Raw genomic sequence first — 14,190 nt, forward strand, 5'->3', positions numbered from 1 at the left:
GCCGGGCTGGAGTGCCCGGATGCCTTTTTGTCCGGAGTTCCCATGTCGCTGTCCAGCGGGCTGATCGCCGCCGTCGCCCTGGCCTATATGGCCATCATGTTCGCCATCGCCTTCTACGGCGACCGCCGCAGCGCGCCGTTGCCGCCGCGGGTGCGTGCCTGGGTGTACAGCCTGTCCCTGGCGGTGTACTGCACCAGCTGGACCTTCTTCGGCGCCGTGGGCCAGGCGGCGGAACAGCTCTGGTCATTCCTGCCGATCTACCTGGGGCCGATCCTGCTCCTGGTGCTGGCGCCCTGGGTCCTGCAAAAGATGGTGCTGATCAGCAAGCAGGAAAACATCACCTCAATCGCCGACTTCATTGCCGCACGTTATGGCAAATCCCAGTCCCTGGCGGTGGTGGTGGCGCTGATCTGCCTGGTCGGCGTCCTGCCTTACATCGCCTTGCAGCTCAAGGGCATCGTGCTCGGGGTCAACCTGCTGATCGGCGCCGGGGCCGATGCCATGGGCACCCGCGCGCAAGACACAGCGCTGATCGTGTCGCTGATCCTGGCCTTGTTCACCATCGTCTTCGGCACCCGCAACCTCGACGCCACCGAGCACCACCGGGGCATGGTGCTGGCGATTGCCTTCGAATCCCTGGTCAAGCTATTTGCCTTCCTCGCCGTCGGTGCCTTCGTCACGTTCGGCCTCTATGACGGCTTCGACGACCTGTTCAACCAGGCCATGCTCGCCCCGCGTCTGGAGCAATACTGGAAAGAAACCATCAATTGGCCGTCGATGGTGGTCCAGACCGGTGTCGCGATGATGGCCATCATCTGCCTGCCCCGGCAGTTCCACGTCACCGTGGTGGAGAACATCGAACCCCAGGACCTGCGCCTGGCCAAGTGGGTGTTCCCGGCCTACCTGGCCCTGGCCGCGCTGTTTGTAGTGCCGATTGCCCTCGCCGGGCAGATGCTCCTGCCCAGCTCGGTGCTGCCCGACTCCTTCGTGATCAGCCTGCCCCTGGCCCAGGCCCACCCTGCCCTGGCCCTGCTGGCGTTTATCGGTGGCGCTTCGGCGGCCACCGGCATGGTGATCGTGGCCAGCGTCGCGCTGTCGACCATGGTCTCCAACGACATGCTGCTGCCCTGGCTGCTGCGGCGCAAAAACGCCGAGCGGCCGTTCGAAGTGTTTCGCCATTGGATGCTCTCGGTGCGCCGGGTCAGCATCGTCGTGATTTTGCTGCTGGCCTACGTCAGCTATCGCCTGCTGGGCTCCACCGCGAGCCTGGCGACCATCGGCCAGATCGCCTTTGCCGCCGTGACCCAACTGGCGCCGGCCATGCTCGGCGCGCTGTACTGGAAACAGGCCAACCGCCGTGGCGTGTTCGCCGGCCTGGCCGCCGGTACTTTCCTGTGGTTCTACACCCTGATCCTGCCGATTGCTGCCCACAGCCTGGGCTGGTCCCTGAGCAGCTTTCCAGGCCTGGCCTGGCTGCACAGCAACCCGCTGGGGCTGCCGATCACCCCGCTGACCCAGGGCGTGGTGCTGTCGCTGGCGGGCAACTTCACCCTGTTTGCCTGGGTCTCGGTGCTGTCGCGCACCCGGGTTTCCGAGCACTGGCAGGCCGGACGCTTTATCGGCCAGGAAATCAGCGGCCGCCCCAGTTCACGTTCGATGCTCTCGGTGCAGATCGATGACCTGCTGAAACTCGCGGCACGTTTTGTCGGTGAAGAACGCGCGCGCCAGAGCTTTATCCGCTTCGCCTACCGCCAGGGCAAAGGGTTCAACCCCAACCAGAATGCCGATGGCGAATGGATCGCCCACACCGAGCGCCTGCTGGCGGGTGTGCTCGGCGCCTCCTCGACTCGCGCGGTGGTCAAGGCCGCCATCGAGGGCCGGGAGATGCAGCTTGAAGACGTGGTGCGCATCGCCGATGAAGCCTCTGAGGTCTTGCAGTTCAACCGCGCGCTGCTGCAGGGCGCCATCGAGAACATCACCCAGGGCATCAGCGTGGTCGACCAGTCGCTGAAACTGGTGGCCTGGAACCGACGCTATCTGGAGCTGTTCAACTACCCGGAAGGGTTGATCAGCGTCGGCCGGCCGATCGCCGACATCATTCGCTACAACGCCGAGCGCGGCTTGTGCGGTGCAGGCGAGGCCGAGGTCCACGTGGCGCGGCGCCTGCACTGGATGCGCCAGGGCCGCGCCCACACGTCCGAACGGCTGTTCCCCAATGGCAGGGTCATCGAGCTGATCGGCAACCCGATGCCCGGTGGCGGTTTCGTCATGAGCTTCACCGACATCACCCCGTTCCGCGAAGCCGAGCAGGCGCTGACCGAGGCCAACGAAGGCCTGGAGCAGCGGGTTGCCGAACGCACCCACGAACTGTCGCAACTCAACGCCGCGCTGACGGAAGCCAAGGGCACCGCCGAGTCGGCCAACCAATCCAAGACACGCTTCCTGGCGGCCGTCAGTCATGACCTGATGCAGCCGCTGAACGCCGCTCGCCTGTTCTCCGCCGCTCTGTCTCACCAGGACGACGGCCTGTCCACCGAAGCCCAGCAACTGGTGCAACACCTGGACAGCTCGCTGCGCTCCGCCGAAGACCTGATCAGTGACCTGCTGGACATCTCGCGCCTGGAAAACGGCAAGATCAATCCCGACCGCAAGCCGTTCGTACTCAACGAACTGTTCGACACCCTCGGCGCCGAATTCAAGGCCCTGGCTCAGGAACAAGGCCTGAAATTCCGCCTGCGCGGCAGCCGCCTGCGGGTCGACAGCGATATCAAGCTCTTGCGGCGCATCCTGCAGAACTTCCTGACCAACGCTTTCCGCTATGCCAAGGGCCCGGTGCTACTGGGCGTGCGCCGTCGCGGCGATCAACTGTGCCTGGAAGTCTGGGACCGCGGCCCGGGGATTCCACAGGACAAGCAGCAAGTGATTTTCGAGGAGTTCAAACGCCTCGACAGCCACCAGACCCGCGCCGAAAAAGGCCTGGGGCTGGGGCTGGCGATCGCCGATGGCCTGTGCCGGGTGCTCAACCATGGCCTGCAAGTCAGATCCTGGCCGGGCCAGGGCAGCGTGTTCAGCGTCAGCGTGCCCCTGGCGCGTACTCCTGCCGCTGCACCCGGCAAGACCGCCGAGCCTAACGGCACGCTGCCCAGCGGCGCCCAGGTGCTGTGCATCGACAATGAAGACAGCATCCTGATTGGCATGAACAGCCTGCTCAGCCGCTGGGGCTGCCAGGTGTGGACCGCGCGCAACCGCGAAGAATGCGCCGCGCTGCTCAGCGAGGGCGTTCGCCCACAACTGGCCCTGGTCGACTATCACCTGGACGACGGCGAAACCGGAACCGAGCTCATGGCGTGGCTGCGTACCCAGCTTGGCGAGCCGGTGCCCGGGGTGGTGATCAGCGCGGACGGCCGCCCGGAGATGGTGGCCGAGGTGCATGCAGCGGGCCTCGACTACCTGGCCAAGCCGGTGAAGCCGGCCGCCTTGAGGGCCCTGCTCAGCCGCCACCTGCCGCTCTGAGCCAGAGCGCCTAGGGGTCAGCCCCGGCCCGGGACGATGCGCGTGGGGTTACTCGGGCAGTTCGAGCAGCTCGCCATTGGCGTCGGTCATTGCCCGCTCCAGCAGGTCGGCTGGCAGGCTCTTGCTGGCACGGGCGCCGAGCAGCTTGAGTTGTTCGCTGCGGCTGACGAGGTTGCCGCGCCCTTCTGTAAGTTTGTTTCGCGCCGCACTGTAGGCCTTGTCCAGTTGCTGCAGACGATTGCCGACTTCATCCAGATCCTGAATAAACAGCACGAACTTGTCGTACAGCCACCCGGCCCGCTCGGCAATTTCCCGGGCGTTCTGGCTTTGCCGCTCCTGCTTCCACAGGCTGTCGATCACTCGCAGGGTGGCCAGCAAGGTGGTCGGGCTGACAATCACGATATTGCGGTCAAAGGCTTCCTGGAACAGATTCGGCTCGGCCTGCAGGGCTGCGGAAAAAGCCGCTTCGATCGGCACGAACAGCAGCACGAAATCCAGGCTGTGCAGCCCTTCAAGGCGCTTGTAATCCTTGCCGGCCAAGCCTTTGACGTGATTGCGCAAGGACAGTACGTGCTGCTTGAGCGCCGCCTGGCCAATCACCTCGTCATCGGCGACGACGTACTGCTGATAGGCGGTCAGGCTGACCTTGGAATCCACCACCACTTGCTTGTCGCCCGGCAACATGATCAGCACATCGGGCTGGAAGCGCTCGCCGTCCGGGCCCTTGAGGCTGACCTGGGTCTGATACTCGCGGCCCTTTTCCAGCCCGGCGTGCTCCAGCACCCGCTCCAGAATCAGCTCGCCCCAGTTGCCCTGGGTTTTCTGGCCCTTGAGGGCGCGGGTCAGGTTGGTCGCCTCGTCGCTCAGGCGCAGGTTCAACTGCTGCAGGCGCTCCAGCTCCTTGGCCAGGGAGAAACGCTCGCGGGCCTCGGCCTGGTAACTTTCCTCGACCCGCTTCTCGAACGACTGGATGCGTTCCTTCAATGGGTCGAGCAACTGCCCGAGGCGCTGCTGGCTGTTCTCGGCAAAGCGCTGCTCGCGCTCATCGAAGATTTTCCCGGCCAGCTCGGCAAATTGCGCCCGCAGTTCATCTCGCGAGCCCTGCAAATCGCTCAGGCGCTGTTGATGGCTTTCCTGTTGTTCCCGCAGCTCGGCATGCAGAGAGGCAGCCTGGGCATCCAGCCGGCGCAGCTCGGCCTCTTTGCCGGCACGTTCTAGGTTCCAGGCGTGGGCCGCGTCGCGGGCATTATCGCGCTCGATCTGCAGCAGCTCGACCTCACGGCGCACCGCCGCCAGATCGGCCTGCTTGGCGCCGTTGGCCTGGCTCAGGTCACTGATTTCGTCGCGACAGGCATCCAATTGCGCCGCCAGGCCCTCCTGGGCCAGTTGCGCAGTGGCCAGGCGCTCTTCGAGCAACGACAGTTCAGTCTGGCGGCTGCTGGCACGTCGTTGCAGTTGCCAGGCCAGCGCCAGCAGCGGTACCGCCGCCGCTGCCAGGCCGAGCAACAGGCTGGTCAAGTCCATCGCCATAGCGGCTCCCGCCCTTGAAATAAAGCCTGAAGGTTAACCAAGGCGCAGGTCCTTGGACAGCTCAGTCGTCGATCTGACCCAGCTCGCGCTGTGCACGGCGATCACCCGCGCGCGCCGCCTGGCGCAGCAGGTCCTGGCCAATCCGACGATCTCGGGCATTGCCGCACTCGCGGCACATCAATTGGCCCAGGCGGCTTTGCGCGGCCACGACCCCTTCACGGGCCGGCTGCTTGAGCAGGCGTCCGGCGAAATGCTTGACGTTGGGGTTGTCGCCCAGGCGTGGGCTGTCGAGCAGCCACAGGGCCACGCGCAAGGAAAAGCGCTTGGGGGCGGTAACACTCGCAGGTGCGGCGGTAACAGCAGGTGATACTGAGCGAAACTTCATAAAACACTGTGGGGCAGATCGGAAGGCGCGCCACTCTACTCCTTTTTTCGCAGGGGTAAAGCTTAAAAAAGCCTGCATGCCCGTGCTAGAGCAAGCGCTTGGGACAATCCACAGAAGCTGTGGATAAGTCAGTGGACAACCCCTCCACAACTCGCCGAAAGCCCCATGGGACGGGGCTCACGCTCAAACTGACGATTTTTTCACCAGTAAAAAAAACCGATGTTTTTCATTGACTTAAATTTTCATCACAGGCAATGGCCGGCCCAACGACCCAAGTGACAGCGCGGTGACATGCCGCGCAACTAATGTGCACAAGTACCTTGTTCGGGGTTATATCGCCGCACCAGACCCGGGCGCACCTGTGGAGAAAAGTGGCTACGACGCACCGGCACCTGGGCGACGGCCCTGCATCCCCTGGCCTGAGCCCCATTGCTGACCATGATAGATATTTTTTCCTAACACACTTGCATCCTCGCATTCAACACGATACTATCCGCGGCGTTAGTACCAAGCTGAAAGTCAATTCTGGTCGAACAAGTCCCCCGGTAACGCTGCCCTCAAGCGCAGCTGCCACCGACAACATGGGATCGACCACCTCGATGGTTTCCAGGTAAAACTTACGACGACACGGCCTTTGAATCGAAAGCAAAGGGTGTCGCGAAGCACATTTACTCTGACCGAACCAACCTGCAAATTGATCAGGATCTTCACCCCGGGCCCAGAACCTTTGCCCTTGTTGTGTTGCCTGCCCTCCTAAGTACCTACCTGCCAGCCTTAGCGCATTCATATCAAAAGCGCTTGCAACTGGCTGCTTTGTTCCAGTCGGGTTCGTCGTTCGACCAATGGTGGTCGACGTTACTGGAACGTTTTAACGTTGCACGGTTCTTAACCGTGTCATTTGTAGGAACACCTAATAACTATGTCTACTCAAATCCAGACTCAGGATGCCATTCGCACCCTAACCAACGCCTTTGCACCAATGAACTGCCTGATCATGGCCGCTCGCAAAGGCTGCTTCAGCTTCACCCTGGTCAACGAACACGGCATCGCTCGTCACAGCGAACGCCTGTACCCCGATCAATACTCCAGCGCAGAACCGCTGCAGGCAGTGATCGAGCGTACCCGTCAGGCACTGGTTGCCTGAAACGCCAGAACGTCGCAACCCCAAAAGCCTCGCCTGAACGCGGGGCTTTTTATTGCCTGTTGTTTCTGTTTATCCCCGGCCGAATAAAGTACGAATAGATATAACGGTTATAACGGGAAGCCGAAAATATTTTAAAAACAGTCCTTTACATCAAATATATGACACTACACTTCAACTCAAGCGGCATGATCCGCTTCCGGCGAACCTGACCCGATCCACTGCTGCCAAGCCCGATGTCAGGCATCGCCGACCAATAACAAACCGGAGTGTCGAGGGTGTTATGGGGATTGCGGCCAGGGAACTGCGTCTGTATGTGATTCGTCCGACCCTGCAGTATCTGGGTCGCCACAGTCCATGCGCAGAATCGTTGTTGCTGGGCATCGCCGCCAGCCAATCGGACCTGGGCTCAGCCCTGCACGACCGCCGCGGCCATGGCCTCTACTGCATTGCCGAACGCCGCCACGCGGCCCTCTGGGACCTGTACCTGGCCCTCGACCCCGAACTCGCCAGCCGAGTCCGGGGCCTGGCCAGCCAGCATGCTTTCCTGAGCAGCCCTCACCTGGAACTCACGGTAAATCTGCGCTATGCCACGGCCATAGCCTGGCTGCTGATCGAAGAACAACAAACCGCACTGCCGGCTGCCGACGACCTGCTCGGCATGGCCCGCCTCTGGAGACAGACTTTCCAACCCCAAGGACGGTTGCGGGATTTCACCTGCGCCTGGAAAACCCATGTCTCCCCGCTGAACCTCCTCCCCTGCTGATCGCGCTTTTTACACGATCGGCGAAGAAACGCCATTTTTGGTCGGATTGTCCTACAAAACCGCTCTAAATCAAGGCATACAGCCTATAGCGCCAAAACGAAAATGTTGGTAATTTCCGCCTCGGTGATCACCAGGAGTTCTAATAATGAAAAAAGTAATGCTCAAATCCACCATAAGTCTCGCAGTTGCACTTGCCTCTACCCAGCTCTTCGCCAGTGGTTTTGCTCTTAACGAACAAAGCATCAGCGGCATGGGTACCGGTTTCGCGGGGCGTTCTTCTTCTGCCGAAGATGCCAGCACTGTTTACGGCAACCCTGCCGGCATGTCCCTGTTGCAACGCGACCAAGTAACTGCCGGCGTAGCAGCAATCGATGCCAAGACCAATCTGAAAAACGTCAGGGGCGGCCCACCTGGCGGCACCAGTGACGGTGATATGGTCCCGTTCACCAGCGTTCCCATGGGCTTCTTCGTCAAGCAACTGGGCAACGGCTGGGCAGTGGGCCTGGGCGCCTATGCACCTTTCGGCCTGGTTACCAACTATGAATCCACCTCTGCCAGCCGCTATTACGGCGACAAGAGCATCGTCAAGGTCATCACCCTGCAACCGACTGTCAGCTATGCCTTCAATGACATGGTGTCGATCGGTTTCGGCCCGACCATCAACCGCCTGAGCGGTGAACTGACTTCGGCAACCCCGTTTCCAAACCCTGCGCTTTTCGGCCGCAACGACGGCAGCGTGAAGATCAAGGGTGACGATACCGCCATCGGCTACAACGTCGGCATCATCGTCCAGCCTACTGAAGCCACTCGCCTGGGTTTGACCTACCACTCGAAGGTCAAGTACAAGCTGGACGGCCACACCGACGTTGCCGGCCCGGGCTTTGGTCCGTTCAGCGGCAACCGTTACGACGCCTCGCTAGACATCACCACCCCGGAAATCGTCGACTTCTCGGTCACCCAAAAACTGGATGATCAGTGGACCGTCTACGCAGGCAGCACCTGGACTCGCTGGAGCCGTCTAAAAGACATCACCGTGAACAACGACAGTGTTCCCGCCCTGCTCGGCGGTTCCGCCGGCCCCGTCGGCACCATCACCGAGCCACAGAACTGGCACGATACCTGGGCCTCGGCTGTTGGGGTTTCCTACAAGGTCAACAAAGAGTGGGTTTTGCGCAGCGGCCTCTCGGTTGACCAGGCGCCAACCAACAACACCGATCGTTCTGTCCGCATCCCCACCGGCGACCGTAAGGCAATCAGCTTCGGTGCTGGCTACAGCCCGACTGATGACCTGACTCTGGACCTGGCTGTTTCCTACCTGAAGGAAGAAGACGTCAACGTCAACAGAACCGGCAAAGGCAACAATTACAGCGCTACCTACCAGAACAGCGCATGGGGCTACGGCCTGGGCGCCACCTACAAGTTCTAACATCTTGTAGATCGCGCAGCTTCAAGCCCAATAAAAAACCCGCACATGCGGGTTTTTTATTGGGCAGTGAATGCGTGCTCAAGATTTCGATGCCAGGGCTTTTTCCACCGCCTTGATCAACTCCGGGCTGTCGGGTTTGGTCAAGCTGGAAAAGTTGGCAATCACCCGCCCCTGGCGGTCGACCACGTACTTGTAAAAATTCCATTTCGGCGCGCTGCTCTGTTCGGCCAGAACCTTGAACAGGTGCACGGCGTCCGGGCCCCGGACTTTCTGCGGCTCGCTCATGGTGAAGGTCACGCCGTAGTTGACGTAGCAGACCTTGGCGGTTTCCGCGCCGTCCTTGGCCTCCTGTTTGAAGTCATTGGAGGGCACGCCCAGCACCTCCAACCCTTGCTCCTTATAGCGCTGATACAAGGCTTCCAGACCTTTGAACTGCGGGGCAAAACCGCAGAAGCTCGCGGTGTTGACCACGATCAACGGCTTGCCAGCAAAGCGCTGGCACAGGTCGATGGACTCCTTGGCGTGGAGCTTGGGCAACGAGCCTTGCAACAGGGATGGGCAGTCTGCGGCCCAGGCCGAACTCCCCAGGGCAACGAATAGAGCTGGAACCGCAAGCCAGCGCATCAACATATTCTGCGTCCTTGATCAAATCGTCAGACCGCGACGTTACTCGCCTGCCGTCGCCCCTAGCAAGCGCCCATGCCCAACTCCATCAGCGCCAGCCCACCGCGCTGCCAGCCCCACCAGGCCAGCAGCACCAGCCCGGTTCCGAGCACCAGGCCCAGGCCAAGCCAGCCTATACGCCTCACACCGCGCCTGCCTGGGCTTGCAGGCGTGCCACCGGGCGCTCCCGCACGGGCCAATTGAGAGCGGCCGCCAACAGACTCAAGAGAATCGCAACCTGCCAGATCAAGTCATAACTCCCGGTTCGGTCATACACCACACCTCCCAGCCAGCCACCCAGGAACGAACCCAACTGGTGGAAGAGAAACACAATGCCGCCGAGCATGGACAAGTTGCGCACGCCGAACAACGTCGCCACCGTGCCGTTGGTCAAGGGCACGGTCGACAGCCAGAGAAAGCCCATCGCCATGCCGAACAGGTAGGCGCTGGTCTGGGTCACCGGCAGCCACAGGAACAACCCGATGACCACCGCCCGCATCAGATAGAGCCCGGTCAGCAAGCGCGGCTTGGACATCCGCCCGCCGAGCCAGCCGGCGGTATAGGTACCGAAGATATTGAACAGCCCGATCAGCGCCAGCACCGTGGTGCCCACCGTGGCCGGCAGGTGCTGATCCACCAGGTAGGCCGGCAAGTGCACGCCGATAAACACCACCTGAAAGCCACAGACGAAAAAGCCGAAGGCCAGCAGCCAGAACCCGGAATGCCCGCACGCCTCGCGCAGCGCCTGGCCCAGGCTCTGCTCATGACCGAGCACCGGCAATGGCTTGTCCTTGAGCATGCTCACCAGCGGCACGATCAGCGCCACCAGCAGGCCCAGTACCAGCAGGGCCGAGGACCAGCCCAGCCAGCCGATCAGCCCCAGGGTGCCCGGCAACATGGCGAATTGGCCGAACGAACCGGCGGCACTGGCGACGCCCATGCCCATGCTGCGTTTTTCCGCTGGCAAGGCACGGCCGACGACGCCGAGAATCACCGAAAACGAGGTCCCCGACAGGCCGATGCCGATCAGCAGGCCGGCGCTCAGGGACAGCGACAACGGCGAATCCGAGAGTCCCATGAACACCAGGCCGATCGCATAGAGCACGCCGCCGATCAGCACCACCTTGGCCGCGCCAAAGCGGTCAGCCAAGGCGCCGGTAAAGGGTTGCGCCAGGCCCCAGATCAGGTTCTGCAAGGCGATGGCAAAGGCAAACACCTCACGCCCCCAGCCAAACTGCGCGCTCATGGGCGGCAAGAACAGGCCAAAGCCGTGACGCACCCCGAGGGACAGCGCCAGAATCAACGCACTGCCCAGAAGCACCCAACCGCTGGTACGCCACATCGATGACATTTTTATTCTCCAAATTACGGGTATCTACCCGCTTATAAACGAACGAATGGCGTTCAAGCCAATTCGTTGAGCAAGGCCAACAAGGTTTCGCGCTTCTCTGCACCCAGGCGATCGATCAAACGCTGCTGCGCGGCTTCCCAGGCCGGCAGCGCCGCCACCAGGCGCTCACAGCCGGCTTCGGTCAGCAACACCAGGCGATTGCGCTGATCTTCACCCTCCACCAGCGTCACCAGGCCCTCGCCTTCCAGAACCCGCAAATTGCGCCCCAGGGTGCTGCGATCCAGGCCCATGGCTTCAGCCAGGCTGGAAATACTCGGCTGATCCAGGCGTTGCAGATTGCACAGCAAGGAATACTGGGCAACGTTGATCCCGAAGCCGTCGAGGGCGCCGTCGTAATACCTGCTGACGCCACGGGCGGCACGACGCAGGTTGGTGCACAAACATTGAGAAGGAAGCATGGTGCGTGTATATACCCGCGATTCATGTAAAGCAAGAATTTTGCATTCAAGGCCCGGCTCAGAACAACGCCAGGCCCACCAGCACCGCCACTTCCAACAATTCCAGCAAGGCCCCCGCGGTGTCGCCCGTGGTGCCGCCCAGACGGCGCAGCATCAGCTGGCGCAGCCAGAAAAACACCACGGCCGACAACAGCAGTGTGAACACGCCGAGGTAACCGGCAAGCAGCACGCACCCCAGCGCCACCACCGCCAGCACCTGGCGCCCGGCACGCCGTGGCAGATGATCGGCCAGCGCCTGCCCCAGCCCCCCGGGACGCACATAAGGCGTGCACAGGAACAGACCCAGCAGCGAAGCACGTCCGATCAGCGGCGCCAGCAACAGAGCCACACCGTGATGCTGCTCGATCAACGCCACCAGCGCGACGAACTTGAGCAACAGCACCAACACCAGGGTCACCACCGCGATCGGCCCGCTGCGCGGGTCCTTCATGATGGTCAGCGTCCGTTCACGATCGCCAAAACCGCCGAGCCAGGCATCGGCGCTGTCCGCCAATCCGTCCAGATGCAGGCCGCCGCTGAGCAGCACCCAGGCACTGAGCAGCAAGGCCCCATGCAGCAGCAACGGCGTACCGTCGAGCAGCCCGTTGAGCCCCCACAACACAACGCCAAACAGCCCCCCCACCAGGGGATAGAACAGCAGCGAACGCCCCAGTTCCTGGGGTTGCGGCATGCCGGGCAGACGAATCGGCAAGCTGCTGAGAAACTGCAAGGCGATCCAGAACGCCAGCATATTCAGCAACCCTCGCTCAGGCGCCGATCCGCCTCGACCCGCAACGCAAACAAGGCGCCGTGAGCCACCTCGACATTCAGCAACTGCTCGCGGGGCAAGCCCCGTGCCCGGGCCAGCAACAGGCGCATCACTCCACCATGGCTGATCAACAACACACGCTGCCCGGCGTACGCCCCGTGCAGACGCTCGACAGCCGCCAATACACGCTCGGAAAATGCCAGCACCGGCTCGCCCGCAGGCGGCGTGAAGCTGTAAGGGTCAGCCCAGAACCGCCCGAGGGCCTCGGCGTCGGTCTCCATCAGCGCGGCGGCACTCTGGCCCTCCCAGGCGCCGAAATGCAGCTCCTGCAAGTCTTTCTCCAGGGTCACCGGCAACCCCAGGCGAGCCCCCAGTTCGTCGGCAAAGCGCGCGCAGCGCTGCAACGGCGAACTGACCAGCCGATCCCAGGGCCCCTGGGCCTCGACCGCCAGGCGCATCTGCTGCCAGCCCTTGGCAGTCAGGGCATCGTCCAGGCTGCCGCGCAAGCCGCCACCGAGTTCGGTTTCGCCATGGCGCAGCAGGTCAAGGCGCAAGGTCATGCCGGACGATCCGCCACGGCGGCTTCGGCAAAGGTTGCCATCTGCCCGTGCAGGTCGCAAGCCAGGCGCAACAGCGGCACCGCCAGCGCGGCACCACTGCCTTCACCCAGGCGCAGGCCAAGTTCGAGTAGCGGCTCGGCGCCAAGGATGTCGAGGACATGCCGATGACCCGGCTCAGCACCGCGATGGCCGAACAACAGCCACGGCCGGCAACCCGGGTTGAGGCGTACCGCCACCAGGGCGGCCACACTGCAGATAAAACCATCCACCAGGACCGCGATCCCTTCCTGGGCGCACGCCAAGTAGGCCCCGACCAGGGCCGCCACTTCAAACCCGCCCAGGTTGAACAGGGTCTGCAGAACGTCTTCACGCTGGGCGCCGTGGAGCTGCAAGGCGCGCTCGATCACCTGCGCCTTGTGGCTGACACCCGCCGCATCGAGCCCGGTGCCGGGCCCGGCGAGATCCGCCACCGGAATCTCCAGCAGCGCGCAGGCAATGGCACTGGCCGAGGTGGTGTTGCCGATGCCCATTTCGCCACCGATAAACAACTGGCTGCCTGCGGCCAGGGCCCGTCGCGCACTATCGCGACCGGCCTGCAAGGCTTGCTCACCCTGGGCCCGGGTCATGGCGGGGCCATTCACGAAGTTATGGGTGCCGGGGCCGAGGTTGAGGTGGCGCACGCCTGGCAGATCCAGGCCCGGGTTGATGGTGCCCAGATCGACCACTTCCAGCTGCGCACCCAGTTGCCGCGCCAGCACGCTGATCGCCGCGCCGCCGCTAACGAAGTTGAGCAACATCTGCCCGGTGACGGCCTGCGGATAAGCCGAAACGCCTTCGGCCACCACCCCGTGATCACCAGCAAAAATGGCGATCCACAGCTGGCTCAGCTCGGGCTTGACCCGCCCTTGCAGCCCGGCCAGTTGCACCGCTGCCAGCTCCAGGCGACCCAGAGACCCGGCCGGCTTGGTCAACTGCTGCTGACGGGCTTGCGCCTGTTCCAGGGCCTGGGCGTCCAGCGCTTTGCACGGTTGCAGCCACCAGGAGTCATTCATAATGCAGTTCCTTTCAAAGTCAGGGGCAGGCCGGCGACCGTCAGGATCACTCGCTGACAACGCTCGGCCAGGGCTTGATGCAACCAACCGGCTTCATCGACATAGCGGCGAGTCAATTCGCCCAGCGGCACGACACCCATACCGGTCTCGTTGCTGACAAAAATAATCTGCCCAGGCAATGCCTCCAGGCACTGCAACAGCGCTTCGCGCTCGGCCGCCAGGCGTTCGGCGTCATCGAGCATCAGCAGGTTGGTCAGCCACAGGGTCAGGCAATCCACCAACAGGCAACGCTCGGGCGCGGCGTTTTCCCTCAGCACCCGGGCCAGGGCCAGGGGTTCTTCGATCAATGCCCAGTGCGCCGGACGTCGCTCGCGGTGATGCAGGATGCGCTGGTTCATCTCGCCATCCAGCGGCTGGCTGGTGGCGATATAAGTCACGGCCAGGGCGCTGTCGGCAGCGAGCTTCTCAGCCAGGCGACTTTTCCCGGAACGGGCACCGCCAAGTATCAGTTGCAGCATGCTTGGACACCTTAGAGGT

At 62.6% G+C, this 14,190-nt stretch carries 14 protein-coding genes; 4 read left to right on the forward strand and 10 right to left on the reverse strand.

Annotated features, from left to right (window positions below; translation table 11 throughout):
• Nucleotides 1-42: 42 nt before the first annotated feature.
• Nucleotides 43-3,513, forward strand: coding sequence for a hybrid sensor histidine kinase/response regulator (locus JFU57_RS32070; protein ID WP_201131968.1), 3,471 nt, complete (start codon nt 43-45; stop codon nt 3,511-3,513).
• Between the two features lie 48 nt (nt 3,514-3,561).
• On the opposite strand, the gene rmuC is transcribed toward JFU57_RS32070, so the two are convergent.
• Nucleotides 3,562-4,929, reverse strand: a complete 1,368-nt coding sequence (gene rmuC, locus JFU57_RS32075; RefSeq protein ID WP_178102950.1) for a DNA recombination protein RmuC — start codon at nt 4,927-4,929, stop codon at nt 3,562-3,564.
• Nucleotides 4,930-5,104: 175 nt separating this feature from the next.
• On the reverse strand, nt 5,105-5,428 hold the full coding sequence (locus JFU57_RS32080; protein WP_201131969.1) for a sel1 repeat family protein: 324 nt from the start codon (nt 5,426-5,428) through the stop codon (nt 5,105-5,107).
• Between the two features lie 919 nt (nt 5,429-6,347).
• Between JFU57_RS32080 and JFU57_RS32085 the strand changes: the two genes are divergently transcribed.
• The 3 genes from JFU57_RS32085 to JFU57_RS32095 all read left to right on the forward strand — a co-directional run bounded on the left by JFU57_RS32085 (nt 6,348) and on the right by JFU57_RS32095 (nt 8,761).
• A complete protein-coding gene (locus JFU57_RS32085) occupies nt 6,348-6,572 on the forward strand; it encodes a hypothetical protein (protein WP_008051046.1) in 225 nt (74 codons plus the stop codon).
• A gap of 280 nt (nt 6,573-6,852) precedes the next feature.
• A complete protein-coding gene (locus JFU57_RS32090; RefSeq protein WP_078470787.1) occupies nt 6,853-7,335 on the forward strand; it encodes a hypothetical protein in 483 nt (160 codons plus the stop codon).
• Nucleotides 7,336-7,480: 145 nt separating this feature from the next.
• Nucleotides 7,481-8,761: an OmpP1/FadL family transporter gene (locus JFU57_RS32095; RefSeq protein WP_201131970.1), complete on the forward strand. Its 1,281-nt coding sequence runs from the start codon at nt 7,481-7,483 to the stop codon at nt 8,759-8,761.
• A gap of 78 nt (nt 8,762-8,839) precedes the next feature.
• Here the strand turns inward: JFU57_RS32095 and JFU57_RS32100 are convergent, their stop codons facing one another.
• Genes JFU57_RS32100 through cobU form a run of 8 tightly spaced genes read right to left on the reverse strand, consistent with a single transcriptional unit; the run spans nt 8,840 to nt 14,171 of the window.
• On the reverse strand, nt 8,840-9,391 hold the full coding sequence (locus tag JFU57_RS32100) for a glutathione peroxidase (RefSeq protein WP_201131971.1): 552 nt from the start codon (nt 9,389-9,391) through the stop codon (nt 8,840-8,842).
• A gap of 56 nt (nt 9,392-9,447) precedes the next feature.
• Entirely contained in the window at nt 9,448-9,570 is a 123-nt protein-coding gene (locus JFU57_RS33485; protein ID WP_274609809.1) for a hypothetical protein, read from the reverse strand.
• On the reverse strand, nt 9,567-10,775 hold the full coding sequence (locus JFU57_RS32105) for an MFS transporter (protein WP_446739668.1): 1,209 nt from the start codon (nt 10,773-10,775) through the stop codon (nt 9,567-9,569). Before JFU57_RS32105 ends, JFU57_RS33485 begins: the two co-directional genes overlap by 4 nt.
• 53 nt (nt 10,776-10,828) lie before the next feature.
• Nucleotides 10,829-11,233: a MarR family winged helix-turn-helix transcriptional regulator gene (locus tag JFU57_RS32110; protein WP_078470791.1), complete on the reverse strand. Its 405-nt coding sequence runs from the start codon at nt 11,231-11,233 to the stop codon at nt 10,829-10,831.
• 58 nt (nt 11,234-11,291) lie between these two features.
• Nucleotides 11,292-12,023, reverse strand: coding sequence for an adenosylcobinamide-GDP ribazoletransferase (locus JFU57_RS32115; RefSeq protein ID WP_201131972.1), 732 nt, complete (start codon nt 12,021-12,023; stop codon nt 11,292-11,294).
• A 2-nt stretch (nt 12,024-12,025) separates the two neighbouring features.
• Complete coding sequence (gene cobC / locus JFU57_RS32120; protein ID WP_201131973.1) at nt 12,026-12,601, reverse strand: alpha-ribazole phosphatase family protein; 576 nt, start codon at nt 12,599-12,601, stop codon at nt 12,026-12,028.
• Complete coding sequence (gene cobT, locus JFU57_RS32125; RefSeq protein ID WP_201131974.1) at nt 12,598-13,653, reverse strand: nicotinate-nucleotide--dimethylbenzimidazole phosphoribosyltransferase; 1,056 nt, start codon at nt 13,651-13,653, stop codon at nt 12,598-12,600. Before cobT ends, cobC begins: the two co-directional genes overlap by 4 nt.
• Complete coding sequence (gene cobU / locus JFU57_RS32130) at nt 13,650-14,171, reverse strand: bifunctional adenosylcobinamide kinase/adenosylcobinamide-phosphate guanylyltransferase (RefSeq protein ID WP_078470795.1); 522 nt, start codon at nt 14,169-14,171, stop codon at nt 13,650-13,652. The genes cobT and cobU overlap by 4 nt, the downstream gene beginning before the upstream one ends.
• Nucleotides 14,172-14,190 lie beyond the last annotated feature (19 nt).

It is taken from the genome of Pseudomonas sp. TH07 (assembly GCF_016651285.1).
Taxonomy (GTDB): domain Bacteria; phylum Pseudomonadota; class Gammaproteobacteria; order Pseudomonadales; family Pseudomonadaceae; genus Aquipseudomonas.

Coding starts and splice junctions, on each gene's coding strand:
- JFU57_RS32070 (WP_201131968.1), top strand. CDS start 43: ATGTCGCTGTCCAGCGGGCTGATCGCCGCCGTCGCCCTGGCCTATATG.
- JFU57_RS32080 (WP_201131969.1), bottom strand. CDS start 5,428: ATGAAGTTTCGCTCAGTATCACCTGCTGTTACCGCCGCACCTGCGAGT.
- JFU57_RS32085 (WP_008051046.1), top strand. CDS start 6,348: ATGTCTACTCAAATCCAGACTCAGGATGCCATTCGCACCCTAACCAAC.
- JFU57_RS32090 (WP_078470787.1), top strand. CDS start 6,853: ATGGGGATTGCGGCCAGGGAACTGCGTCTGTATGTGATTCGTCCGACC.
- JFU57_RS32095 (WP_201131970.1), top strand. CDS start 7,481: ATGAAAAAAGTAATGCTCAAATCCACCATAAGTCTCGCAGTTGCACTT.
- JFU57_RS32100 (WP_201131971.1), bottom strand. CDS start 9,391: ATGTTGATGCGCTGGCTTGCGGTTCCAGCTCTATTCGTTGCCCTGGGG.
- JFU57_RS32105 (WP_446739668.1), bottom strand. CDS start 10,775: ATGTCATCGATGTGGCGTACCAGCGGTTGGGTGCTTCTGGGCAGTGCG.
- JFU57_RS32110 (WP_078470791.1), bottom strand. CDS start 11,233: ATGCTTCCTTCTCAATGTTTGTGCACCAACCTGCGTCGTGCCGCCCGT.
- JFU57_RS32115 (WP_201131972.1), bottom strand. CDS start 12,023: ATGCTGGCGTTCTGGATCGCCTTGCAGTTTCTCAGCAGCTTGCCGATT.
- cobC (WP_201131973.1), bottom strand. CDS start 12,601: ATGACCTTGCGCCTTGACCTGCTGCGCCATGGCGAAACCGAACTCGGT.
- cobT (WP_201131974.1), bottom strand. CDS start 13,653: ATGAATGACTCCTGGTGGCTGCAACCGTGCAAAGCGCTGGACGCCCAG.
- cobU (WP_078470795.1), bottom strand. CDS start 14,171: ATGCTGCAACTGATACTTGGCGGTGCCCGTTCCGGGAAAAGTCGCCTG.